Source organism: Catenulispora pinisilvae (assembly GCF_015356865.1).
In the GTDB taxonomy this organism is placed as follows: Bacteria; Actinomycetota; Actinomycetes; order Streptomycetales; family Catenulisporaceae; genus Catenulispora; species Catenulispora pinisilvae.
Window position 1 is genome coordinate 46,211 of the sequence record NZ_JAAFZA010000041.1, and the last position, 11,384, is coordinate 57,594.

The following is an 11,384-nucleotide window of genomic DNA, read 5'->3' on the forward strand; positions in this document are numbered from 1 at the left end:
CCTTTACTGGCAGGCTTCGCAGGCTTCGGGGTTCTCCAGCGAGCAGGCGATCGCCTCGTCGTCGGCGACCACCGGCAGGTCGGCGGGGGAGGTCGTCGCGGCGACCGTCGCCTGCTGGATCCGCGTCGCGGGCCGCGAGCGCAGGTAATACGTGGACTTCAGGCCGGCCTTCCAGGCGTACATGTACATCGACGACAGCTTCCCGATCGTCGGCGCGGCCAGGAACAGGTTCAGCGACTGCGACTGGTCGATGAACGGCCCGCGGGCGGCGGCCAGCTCGATCAGCGCGCGCTGCGGCAGCTCCCACGCCGTCCGATACAGGGCCCTGATCTCCGCCGGCAGCGCCTCGACGCCCTGCACCGAGCCCTCGGCCCGCTTGATCGCCTCGCGCACCGCCGGGGTCCACAGCCCCAGCGCCTTCAGCTCGCCGACCAGCGCCGAGTTGATCTGCAGGAACTCCCCGGACAGCGTCTCGCGCTTGAACAGGTTCGACACCTGCGGCTCGATGCACTCGTAGCAGCCGGCGATGGAGGCGATGGTCGCGGTCGGGGCGATCGCCACGAGCAGCGAGTTGCGCAGGCCGGTGGCCGTGATCCGCTCGCGCACCGCACCCCACCGCGAGGCCAGTTCCGGCGCGGTGGCGACGTTCCACAGGTCCGGCTGGAGCGCTCCCCGGGCCGCGCGGGTCTCGGCGAACGCCGGGTGCGCGCCGAACTGCTCGGCCAGTCCGGCCGACGTCTCCAGCGCCGTCAGGTAGATCTCCTCGGAGATCTGGGTCGACAGCTCGCGCGCCCGCGCGTCGTCGAACGGCAGCCGCAGCGCGAAGAACACGTCCTGCAGCCCCATCAGGCCCAGCCCGACCGGCCGCCAGCGCGGGTTCGACGCCGCGGTCTGCTCGCTCGGGTAGTAGTTGATGTCGATGACGCGGTCCAGGAAGACCACCGCGGTGCGGACCGTGGCCCGCAGCCGGTCCCAGTCCACGGCGTCGCGGGCCGGCGTCAGGTGCGCGGCCAGGTTGATCGAGCCCAGGTTGCACACCGCGGTCTCGGCGTCGGAGGAGACCTCGATGATCTCAGTGCACAGATTCGACAGGTGCACGGTGTTGCCGGGCAGGCCGGTCTGGTTGCACAGCTTGTTGGAGGCGTCTTTGAACGTCATCCAGCCGTTGCCGGTCTGGGCCAGCGTGCGCATCATCTTGCCGTAGAGGTCGCGCGCCGGGACCTGGCGGACGAAGCGGCCCTCGGCCTCGGCTGCCCGATAGGCCGCGTCGAACTCCGCGCCCCACAGGTCCGGCAGCTCCGGCACCTGGTCGGGGTCCATCAGCGACCAGGGGCCGTCGGCCTCGACCCGGCGCATGAACTCGTCGGGGATCCAGTTGGCCAGGTTCAGGTTGTGGGTGCGGCGCGCGTCCTCACCGGTGTTGTCCCGCAGTTGCAGGAACTCCTCGATGTCCGGGTGCCACGGCTCCAGGTAGACACACGCCGCGCCCTTGCGCCGGCCGCCCTGGTTGACCGCCGCGACCGAGGAGTCGAGCGTGCGCAGGAACGGGACGATGCCGTTGGAGCGGCCGTTGGTGCTGCGGATCAGGGCGCCGCGCGAGCGGACGCGGGAGAAGCCGATGCCGATGCCGCCGGCGAACTTCGACAGCCGCGCGACCTGGTGGTAGCGGGCGTAGATGGAGTCCAGCTCGTCCCGCGGGGAGTCCACGAGGTAGCAGGACGACATCTGGGTGTGCCGGGTGCCGGAGTTGAACAGCGTGGGGGAGCTGGGCAGGTAGGCCAGCGAGGACATCAGGCGGTAGAAGCCGATCGCCTCCTGCGGGTCCTGCGACAGTCCGGCCGCGACCCGCAGCAGGAAGTGCTGCGGCGTCTCGATGACGCGGCGGGTCACCGGGTGCCGGAGTAGGTAGCGGTCGTAGACGGTGCGCAGGCCGAAGTACTCGAAGCGCCGGTCGCCGTCGGGGTCGATGGCCGCGTCGAACTGCGCGGCGTGCGTGCTGACCAGGTCCAGGGTCACCTCGCCGATCAGGCCCTCCCGATGCCCGACGGCGATGGACGCGCTGAACGTGGCCGAGCCCTGCCCGGCCGCCTCGCGGGCGATGACCGCGGAGAGCAGGCGGGCGGCGAGCTTCGAGTACTGCGGCTCCTCGCCGATCAGCTCCGCCGCGCTCTGCACCGCGAGCTCCGCGATATGCTCCGCGGTGGCGGCGGGCGGCAGGCCGGCGACGGTCTTGCGGGCGACGCGGGACGGGTCGACGTCCGGCAGGTCGGCGGACCAGGCGGCGATGTCGAGCAGGAGCTGCTGCTCGGGGGTCGTGGCCGGGTGCTGATCGGTCGTGGGGCGCGGCGCCGCCACGACCGTCTCGGCCGGCACCGCGGCCGACAGCGTGTGCGCTCCCGCGCGCCCCGTTGTCTCCGTGGTCCCGGTATCGACCTGGGTGACCGTCACAACCTTCTCCTCGCCAGTCGTAGGTCCGGTCCGGACCGATGGCGAGCAGACAGCGAGGCGGGCGGCCGGGCCGCGACGCACTCCGCCGTCAGCCGTCCCACGCGGCCTCGGACCAGCCGCGCCCCACGTCCGGGCACGGCACCGCTGGCAGGTCTTCGGACTCGTGGGCGCCCGGCGGAACCCGGATCGGGCCCCGCGAACCTACTGGCCGTCACTTCCCAGGCCGGCGCCCGAAGGCGCCGTCGGCCCAGTGTGCACGACGGCTGTCGTTCCCACTCACCGCTGCGGGGCAGTCCCGGAATCACACCGGGTTCCCTCTTGCCTCGGCCCCCGCCCTTGCCTCAGGCGGCGGCCGAACCAGCTGCGTCAGACACCATATCTTGTGGCGGCCGTGAAATCCCAATCAACATGCTGTATGTCAGAGGGCTACTGAAAGGTCGCGTGCGTGGGCCGCAGGTAGATCCGCACGCGGGTCGGCGCGTCGCCCACGGGACCGTCCATCGCCAGGGCGTACCGGTCGGCGAGGACGGCGAAGAAGTCACCCTCCGGGTCCGGTTCGATGCGCTCCACGGTGCCGCGCAACTCCAGATACCGGTACGGCGCGTCGGGGTCGTTGATGGAGACCGCGGCGCTCGGGCGCTCGCTGAGCTCCTTGTACTTCGCGCGCTTCGTCGAGGTGGTGAAGGACAGGAACTCACCGTCCCAGAGGAACCACATGGGGTTCACGTGCGGGGTGCCGTCGGCGCGGATCGTCGCCAGGTGGCAGAAGACCGGCCGCTCGAGCAGATCGGTGTGGGATTCGGGGATGACGGACATGGGTCTACTCCACTCGGGGATGGGATGTTGAGCAAGGTGATGATCGGACTGGCTGCGATCACGAGTCGTGATCGCCGGGACCGGCTGCTAGCCCGGCCCGCGTCACGGCCCACCACTCGGCCCACCACTCGGCGACGCGCTCGGTGCCGTCGGCGTGGCCTGACAAGCTGCCGGACACGTGCTGGACGCCCTGGAACCCGGCGACGCAGACCCGGGCCAGGGCCGCGGGATCGGCGCCCGGGCGCAGCTCACCGCCGTCCGCGGCCGTGTGGAGCAGACCGGTCGAGGTCTCGATCCAGTCGACATAGGGCAGGTGCAGCGGCTCAGCGATCTGCGACCGCCCGGTCTGGAGCCGCACGGTCGCGCGGATGATCGGGTCCTCGCGGATCTGCACCGCCGGTCGAGTGAACACCGCGCCGAGCAGGTCCAGGACGTGGTCGTGCATCGGCCGCACGTCGGCGACCAGCGCGGACCACTGCTCGTAAGACGGTGCCGCGTCGGGTGCGCCGGGTGCGCCCGATGCGGCGGTCAGGAAAATACCGGCCCGCCGGTTTCTTGTCGACCGGTCACCGCCGGCCACCGCGTACGCTCTCGGAACTGTGGAACTGCGCCAACTCAAGTACTTCCTCGCGGTCGCCGAGGAACTGCACTTCGGCCGGGCCGCCGAGCGGCTGTCGATCGTGCAGTCCGCGGTCAGCCAGCAGATTCTGCGGCTGGAGCGCGAGCTGCGGGTGGAACTGCTGGACCGGACGCCGCGCCGGGTGCGGCTGACCGCGGCCGGGGCGGCGTTCGTGCCGGTGGCGCGGGACGTGGTGGCGGCCGAGCAGCGGGCGCTGGACACGATCGCCGCGTTCCGGGTGGAGCGCGGGACGGTGCTGCGGCTCGGGACGAGCGCCGGGATGGGGACGCGTCTGGAGCGGGTGCTCGAGGCGTTGGCGTCGCGCTCGCCGGAGACAGTGGTCGAACTCTTTTCGGCGCCGCTGGAGGACCGGCTGCGGCGGGTCGCCGAGCGGGAGTGGGACGCGGCGTTCGTGCGCGGGGACGTCGCCGTGCCGGACGGGCTGCGGCTGCTTCCGGTGTGGCAGGACGAGCTGCTGGTCGCGGTGTCGAAGCGGCACCCGCTGGCCGGCCAGGCGGAGATCGAGATGACGCGGCTGGCCGGCTCGCCGCTGTCGCTGGTGGCGCGGCGGCTCAATCCGCCGCTGGTGGACCTGGTGCTCCAGGCGTGCCGGGAGGCCGGGTTCGAGCCGGTGCCGGGGCCGGGGGCCGGGTCGTTGCAGGACAAGCTGGCGGCGCTGAGCGCGGGCGGGCCCGGCTGGACGGTCGTGTACGCGGCACAGGCGGAGCAGCTGGCCACCGGGCGGCTGGCGTTTCTGCCGGTGGTCGGCGGGCTGTCGATACCGGCGGCGCTCGCGGTGCGGATCGCCGATCGGGAGCGGTTGGGGGCGTTGGTGGCGGCTTGCCGGGCGGTGATCGATCTCGATCGGTGATCGCTGCCGGCTCAGGATGCCTCTGGGTCGCGGAGGCGGATCGCGGTGAAGTGGAAGCACACCGATCTGATCACTGCTAGCCCCTCAGGAGCCTGCCATGACCACGGCTTCCACCACTGAATGCCGACCCGAGCCGGACGCGGGCCCGGCCGCCGCCGGTTTGATGACCACGCCTCCCGCCCCGGACGCGGCCGGCTCGATAGCCGCGCCGCCCGCCGCGGACATCGCCGGCTCGACCGAGCAGTCGGCCGACCAGCCGACTGAGCAGTCGACTGAGCAACCGGCCGGGCAGCCCGCCGAGCAGTCGGCCGATCGCCCGGCCGACCGCGCCGAGCCGGCGCGCGCCACCACCGGCCGCCAGCGCCTGGCCTTCGCCGCGATCGCCACCGGCAACCTGCTGGTCCTGCTCGACACCTCGATCCTCAACGTCGCCGTCCCCGACGTCCAGCGCACGCTCCATCCCTCAGCCGCCGCGCTGCCCTGGGCTGTGGACGCCTACACCGTCGTCTTCGCCGGGCTGCTGCTCGCGGCCGGGGTGTTCGCCGATCGGTGGGGCGCCAGGCGCGTCTACCTCGGCGCGCTGGCGTCGTTCGCCGTGCTGTCCGCGCTCTGCGCCGCCGCGCCTGACGTCAGTGTGCTGATCGGCGGCCGGGCGTTGCTCGGCGCGGCCGGGGCCGGGCTGGTGCCGGCGTCGATGGCGCTGCTGATCGGGCTGTATCCGGATCCGGCGCGACGGCAGCGGGCGGTCGGGGCGTGGGTCGCGCTCAGCGGGCTCGGCGCGGCGGCCGGGCCGGTGCTCGGGGGCGCGCTGGTCGAGCTCGACGGGTGGCGGCTGGTGTTCCTGGTGAATCCGCCGATCGCCGTGCTCACGCTGCTGGCGGCGCGCCTGCTGCCGAATCCGTCGCCGGCGCGGGCCCGGCGCGCGCTGGACCGGTCCGGGCTGGTGCTGGCCACCGCGGGCCTGGGGCTGCTGACGTTCGGACTGGTCGAGGCCGGGAGCCGCGGCTGGACCTCGGCCGTGGCGCTGGTGCCGATGCTCGCCGCGGTGGCCGCCTTCGGGACGCTGGCCGCGGTCGAACGCCGGGTGGCCGCGCCGGTCCTGCCGCCGAGCCTGGTCGCGCTGCCGCGGGTCCGGGCGTCCTTCGTGGCCGCCGCGCAGTCCTGCTTCGCCTTCTTCGGCGGGATGTACCTGCTGGACATCTGGTTGCAGCACGCCGACCACCTCTCGCCCTTCGCGGCCGGTCTGGCGGCGCTGCCGCTGACGTTCCCGGTCTGCGTCATGCCGTTCTTCACCGGGCGGCTGGTCGCCCGGCGCGGCGCGCGTCCGGTCCTGCTGACCGGGATGGCGGCGTCCGTCCTCGCCGGGGTGCTGCTGGCCGTCACCGCCGGCCACCACGTGCCGCTGCCGCTGCTGATCGCCGCGGAGTTGGCGCTGGCGGCGACCGGGACGCTGGCCATCCCCGGCGCCGCGGCCGAGATGGCCGTCGCCGCGCCCGCCGACCTGGCCGCGACCGGTCAGGGGGCGCTGAACGGGGTGCGGCAGGGCGGCTCGGCGCTCGGCGTGGCGGTGCTCGGGACGTTCGGATCGTTGGCGAGCGCGGGCTTCGTACTGGTCGGGACCGGGCTGGTCGCGTTCCTGTTCATCGTCCGGGCCACGAGCGGCAAGCGCGCCTGAGCGCTCACCACGCCCACCCCACCGCGAACCGAGGTGCGGTCCTGCTCAGCGGAACGCCGCGGCGTTCCGCTGGGCCCACGCGCTGAACGGCTGTGCCGGCCGGCCCAGCACCCGCTCGATGTCAGGGCTCACCATCTGCTCCTCGGGCGTCGGCTCGCCGAGGATCGTCAGCGTGCCCTCGACGACTTCCGGTGGCATGAACCGGGACATCTGGGCCCGCGCCTCCTCCCGCGTCATCTCGACGAAGGTCACCGGCGCTCCGATCGCCTTCCCGATGGCCGCCGCCCGCTGCCGGGGTGTGGTCGGCGCCGGGCCGGTGAGCACGTAGGTCGCGCCGTCGTGGCCGTCCTCGGCGAGCACCGCCGCGGCCACGGCGGCCACGTCGTCCGGGTCCACGAACGGGAGCCCGACCTCGGCGAACGGCGCCGGGGCCAGCCGCTGCGCGCGGATCGGTTCGGCCCAGGCGAAGGCGTTGGAGTCCAGGCCGCCCGAGCGCAGGATCGTGTATTCGAGTCCTGAGGCGGCGACCGCTTGCTCGAAGCGCGCGGCGTGGGCATAGGCGCCGCCGGGCCGGGTGCCGACGCCTTGCGAGGAGACCAGCATCACCTTCGTGACCCCGGCGGCCTTCGCCCGGGCCAGGACCCCGGCCGGGTCGTCGCCCGCGACCAGCAGGAACAGGGATTTCGCACCGGTCAGTGCGGCGTCCAGGGTGGTCGGCACGCCGAGGTCGGCCGCGACGGCGCGCACGCCGGTCGGGACGCCGGTCGGGACGCCGGCTGGGACGTCGGAGTTCTGGATGTGTCGGGCCACGGCGGTCACCGCATGCCCGTCGGCGGCCAGCGTCCGCACCAGGGCCCGGCCCACGTTCCCGGTCGCTCCGGTCACAACGATCATGATTCTCCCCAGCTCAGAGTATGAGTTAGTTGGCTAACTGAGACCGACGCTAGCGGATCGCCGAGGTGGTTGTCTATGCTCAGTTAGGTGACTGACTCAGAAGCTGCGAAGCCCCGAGGCGGCGGCAAGCGCGAGCGGCTGGCGTCAGCGGCCGCGGAGGTGTTCCACCACCAAGGTGTGGAGCGCACCACGCTCAGCGACATCGCGCAGGCGGCGGACGTCCCGCTGGGCAACGTCTACTACTACTTCAAGACCAAGGACCAGCTGGTCGAGGCCGCCCTCGGCGCGCATCGGGACCGGCTGTCCGACATCACCGGGCGTCTGGACCAGCTCCCCGACCCGGCGACCCGGCTCAAGGCCCTGATCGTCGGCTGGGTCGAGCAGCGCGAGATCGCGGCCCGCTACGGCTGTCCGTTCGGCACCCTGGCCGCCGAACTCGACAAGCGCGAGGACGGTCTGGACCAGGCGGCCGCCGGGGTGCTGCGGGGGCTGATCGACTGGGCCGAGGGGCAGTTCCGGCAGCTGGACCGGGCCGACGCGCCGGACCTCGCGGTCGAACTCGTCGCGGCGTATCAGGGGATGTCGGTGCTGGCCAACGCGTTGCGCGAGCCGGAGGTGATGACCCGGCAGGGGCGGCGTCTCGAAGAGTGGATCGACACCCTCGCCTGATCGGGCCCGGCCGGGGCATGATCGGATGTTCCCCATCCGCAGTGCGCATCGGAAGGCGAGATCCGTGTATTTCAAGGACGGCCAGCACATCCTGCTCATCGGCGACAGCATCACCGACTGCGGGCGTCGCGAGGACGACGCCCCCTACGGCCGGGGGTATGTCAGCCTGCTGCGGGCGTTCACCACGGCCCGGCACCCGGACGCCCGGCTGACCTGGACAAACCGCGGTATCAGCGGCAACACCACGCGCCACCTGGCCGGGCGCTGGGAGGCCGACGCGCTGGCGCCGCGGCCGGACTGGTTGTCGGTGATGATCGGGATCAACGACGTCTGGCGGGCCTTCGACGGCGACCCGGAGAACGCCGTCCCGCTCGACGAGTACACCGACACCCTGCGCACGCTGCTGCGCCGGGCCGTGGAGGAGACCGGCTGCCGGCTGATCCTGGCCGACCCGTACATCATCGAGCCGGACCGCGACGAGCCGCAGCGCGCGGCCAGCGACAAGTTCGTGACCGTGGTCGCCGGGCTGGCCGAGGAGTTCGACGCGGTGCACATCCCGACCCAGCAGGTGTTCGACAGCGCGCTGCTCAGCACCACGTCGCGGGACTGGGCGGACGACCGGATCCACCCGAACCTGGCGGGGCACGCGCTGATCGCGGAGGCGTTCATGAAGGCGTTGGAGATCTGACGACGCGCGACGAAATCATCGGTTATCGGGGGTCATGGGGATGAAATAGTCTCCGTGATGAACTCGAGCTCGAGCCCTGTGTCACGGCGTCGGCTGCTGACCTCCGCCGGCGCGGTGACGTTGGCGGGCGTGGCGGGGGTGCGGCCGGCGTCGGCGGCGACTGGGGCTGGGGCTGTCGTACCGCTGGCGCGTCGTGCTCAGGACCTGCCCGTCCAGGTCCCGGTCCCGATCGCGACCGGACTGGACTACGCCTGGACCCCGCATCCCTCCACCGGTGCGATGACGTCGGCCGGCTACAAGTTCGTGGTCCGCTACCTCAGCTACAGCCCGGAGAAGAACCTCACGGCGGCCGAGGCCCAGGCGCTGACCACGGCCGGGATCGCGGTGGTCTGCAACTGGGAGACCGCCGTCGACGGCCCGCGCCAGGGCTTCGGCCAGGGCGCCGCGGACGCCACCGAGGCACAGCGGCAGGCGGCGGCGTGCGGGATGCCCGCGGATCGGCCGATCTACTTCAGCGTGGACTGGGATGTGCAGGCCGCTGACATGGACGCGGTCGACGCCTACTTCGACGGCGTCGCCTCGGTGATCGGTGTCGCCCGCACCGGCTGCTACAGCAGCTACGACGCCCTGGGCTGGCTGCTGGCCTCGGGGCGTATCCGCTGGGCCTGGCAGTCGTGCTCGACCGCGTATTCGGGCGGCCGTAATAGCTCGCCGTATCCCGGTATCCAGCTGTGGCAGAACCGGACGCCGTTCACGTTCGACGGCGCGGAGGTCGACGGGGACCAGGCGCTGACCGCCGACTTCGGGCAGTGGGGCGCCGGTTCGGTGCTGTATCAGGCCGGGAGCGGGGGGCGGATGGCCGGCGGGGTGCGTTCTGACGGTCGGGTCGAGCTGTTCGCGGTGACGCCGGCCGGTGGGATCCGGAACAAGTCGGAGTCGGCGCCGAACGCGGCGCGGACCGACTCGACTGACTCGACTGACTCGACCGACGGGACCGAGTTGAGCGACTGGGGCGACTTCAGCCCGGCCCGGGGTTTCGGGTTCGCGGCGCTGACGAGTTCGGTGGCGACCGGGCGGCACGCCGACGGCCGACTTGAGGTGTTCGCGGTGATGAGCGACGGCTCCGTGCAGAACCGGTTCGAGACCGTGGCAGGCGGCGCGTGGTCGGGGTGGAACGCGTTCGCGCCGTCCGGGACTGCCAGGGCGCTGACGGTCGGGGTGCATTCCGACGGCCGGTTGGAGCTGTTCGCGGCGACGCCGTCGGGCGGGGTCGCCAACCGGGTCGAGACGGGGCCGAGCGGGGCGGGGTCCGCGTCGTCCACGTGGTCCAGCTGGAACGAGTTCGGGCTGCGGGGCGGCGTCACGGACAGCCTGAGTGCGGCCCGGCACCTGGACGGTCGGCTTGAGGTGTTCGCGGTGATGAGCGACGGGTCGATGCGGAACAGGGTCGAGACGATGCCGAACGGTTCGTGGACTGATTGGAGCGTCTACGGCCCGACCGGCGGGGCGAATGGCGATGGGGCTCCGGGGACCGTCGCTGCCGGCGTGCACCAGGACGGTCGGGTGGAGGTCTTCGCGGTGACGGCGTCGGGTGGGATCCGGAACCGGTTCGAGACTGTTCCGGGCGGGGGCTGGTCGGAGTGGAGCGAGGGGTTCGGGCCGGCGGGGGCGGCGGTGATCGCTGCTTCTGTGGCCCGGCACGCCGACGGCCGGGTCGAGGTGTTCGCGGTGCTGGGTGACGGGTCGGTGTGGAACCGGTTCGAGGTGGTGGCGAACGGCGCTTGGTCGGGCTGGAGCGGGTTCGCTGCGGCGGGGACTGTGAAGGCTTGATTTGGTTGATTTGGTTGATCTGGTTGGGGCGCTTGCCGGGGCCCCACATCCTGATCGTCACATCCGCACGAGGTCCCACCCCAGCGCGGCGAGGATGGCCAGGCCGTAGGCGGACGCGGCCAGCTTCACGACCCGGGTCCGCTTCTCTTCCGGCCACGAGGTCTGGGTCAGCAGCCAGGCGATGCCGGGGAGCACCAGGACGCCGTGCAGGCTGATGCCGTGCACCAGCTTCAGGAAGCCGAGGTCCAGGTAGGCCTGCTGCTGGTGCCCGCTGCGGGCCTCGCTCGTGCCGCGGGCGATCATCGCCGCCCCGGCCAGCAGGCCGATCATCAGGGTGGCGAACCCGGCGCGCAGGGCCAGGCGCATCGAGGGCGCCGCGTCGGGATCGCCGCGGAAGGCCGCGACGGCGAGCCGGCCCAGCACCAGGACCAGGACGCCGCCGCCGACGGCCAGGGTCATCGACACGCCGGTGTTGAAGGAGCCCTGCAGGTCGATGTGCGAGGGGACGTGGCGCCAGGCCTGGAGCGTGATGCCGCCGACCTCGACGAAGCAGTCGGCGGCGAAGACGCCCAGGGCCAGGACGCGGGTGCGTTCGGTGAGTTTGAGGTAGGAGGCGACCCAGGCCACCGCGATGAGGGTGAGGCCGAAGGACAAGCCGAAGGTGGTCGGCTTGCGCCAGGAGACCGGGCCCTCCCACGGTCCGCCGCGGATGAAGAACATGGCGAAGTGGAACGTGCCTGAGGCTATGAGGACCAGGCCGAGGACGTAGCAGGTGCGCTCGATCCGGCGGCCTTGGGTCCAGATGCCGCGTAGGGCCGGCCACCAGGCGGGCGGGGCCGGCGGTTGGAAGGGGGCGGTGGGTGTCGCGGTGGAC

10 protein-coding genes and 1 riboswitch are annotated in these 11,384 nt (G+C 72.4%); of the genes, 5 read left to right on the forward strand and 5 right to left on the reverse strand.

From position 1 onward, the window contains the following. Positions 1 to 3: 3 nt before the first annotated feature. From IZR01_RS14170 to IZR01_RS14180, 3 genes are all read right to left on the reverse strand, one after another. Positions 4 to 2,295, reverse strand: coding sequence for a ribonucleoside-diphosphate reductase subunit alpha (locus IZR01_RS14170; RefSeq protein ID WP_369125480.1), 2,292 nt, complete (start codon positions 2,293 to 2,295; stop codon positions 4 to 6). Positions 2,296 to 2,577: 282 nt separating this feature from the next. Further along, positions 2,578 to 2,825, reverse strand: a riboswitch (cobalamin riboswitch). 49 nt (positions 2,826 to 2,874) lie between these two features. Beyond that, the gene (locus tag IZR01_RS14175) at positions 2,875 to 3,264 is read right to left on the reverse strand and encodes a PPOX class F420-dependent oxidoreductase (protein ID WP_194897858.1); all 390 of its coding nucleotides are present in this window, start codon (positions 3,262 to 3,264) and stop codon (positions 2,875 to 2,877) included. Between the two features lie 58 nt (positions 3,265 to 3,322). Further along, positions 3,323 to 3,709: a TetR/AcrR family transcriptional regulator gene (locus IZR01_RS14180; protein WP_194924079.1), complete on the reverse strand. Its 387-nt coding sequence runs from the start codon at positions 3,707 to 3,709 to the stop codon at positions 3,323 to 3,325. Positions 3,710 to 3,863: 154 nt separating this feature from the next. On the opposite strand from IZR01_RS14180, the gene IZR01_RS14185 reads away from it, so the two are divergent. Beyond that, positions 3,864 to 4,754, forward strand: coding sequence for a LysR family transcriptional regulator (locus IZR01_RS14185; RefSeq protein WP_194924080.1), 891 nt, complete (start codon positions 3,864 to 3,866; stop codon positions 4,752 to 4,754). 97 nt (positions 4,755 to 4,851) lie between these two features. Next, positions 4,852 to 6,429: an MFS transporter gene (locus IZR01_RS14190; RefSeq protein ID WP_228559425.1), complete on the forward strand. Its 1,578-nt coding sequence runs from the start codon at positions 4,852 to 4,854 to the stop codon at positions 6,427 to 6,429. Positions 6,430 to 6,474: 45 nt separating this feature from the next. Here the strand turns inward: IZR01_RS14190 and IZR01_RS14195 are convergent, their stop codons facing one another. Beyond that, on the reverse strand, positions 6,475 to 7,323 hold the full coding sequence (locus IZR01_RS14195; protein WP_194924081.1) for an SDR family oxidoreductase: 849 nt from the start codon (positions 7,321 to 7,323) through the stop codon (positions 6,475 to 6,477). Between the two features lie 87 nt (positions 7,324 to 7,410). Between IZR01_RS14195 and IZR01_RS14200 the strand changes: the two genes are divergently transcribed. From IZR01_RS14200 to IZR01_RS14210, 3 genes are all read left to right on the forward strand, one after another. Then, positions 7,411 to 7,992, forward strand: coding sequence for a TetR/AcrR family transcriptional regulator (locus tag IZR01_RS14200; RefSeq protein ID WP_194924082.1), 582 nt, complete (start codon positions 7,411 to 7,413; stop codon positions 7,990 to 7,992). Positions 7,993 to 8,056: 64 nt separating this feature from the next. After that, positions 8,057 to 8,680, forward strand: a complete 624-nt coding sequence (locus IZR01_RS14205) for an SGNH/GDSL hydrolase family protein (RefSeq protein ID WP_194924083.1) — start codon at positions 8,057 to 8,059, stop codon at positions 8,678 to 8,680. A 57-nt stretch (positions 8,681 to 8,737) separates the two neighbouring features. Then, positions 8,738 to 10,510, forward strand: a complete 1,773-nt coding sequence (locus IZR01_RS14210; protein WP_194924084.1) for a DUF8189 domain-containing protein — start codon at positions 8,738 to 8,740, stop codon at positions 10,508 to 10,510. Between the two features lie 57 nt (positions 10,511 to 10,567). Here the strand turns inward: IZR01_RS14210 and IZR01_RS14215 are convergent. Further along, positions 10,568 to 11,384: hypothetical protein (locus IZR01_RS14215; RefSeq protein ID WP_228559429.1), on the reverse strand; the 817-nt coding region annotated here is incomplete at its 5' end.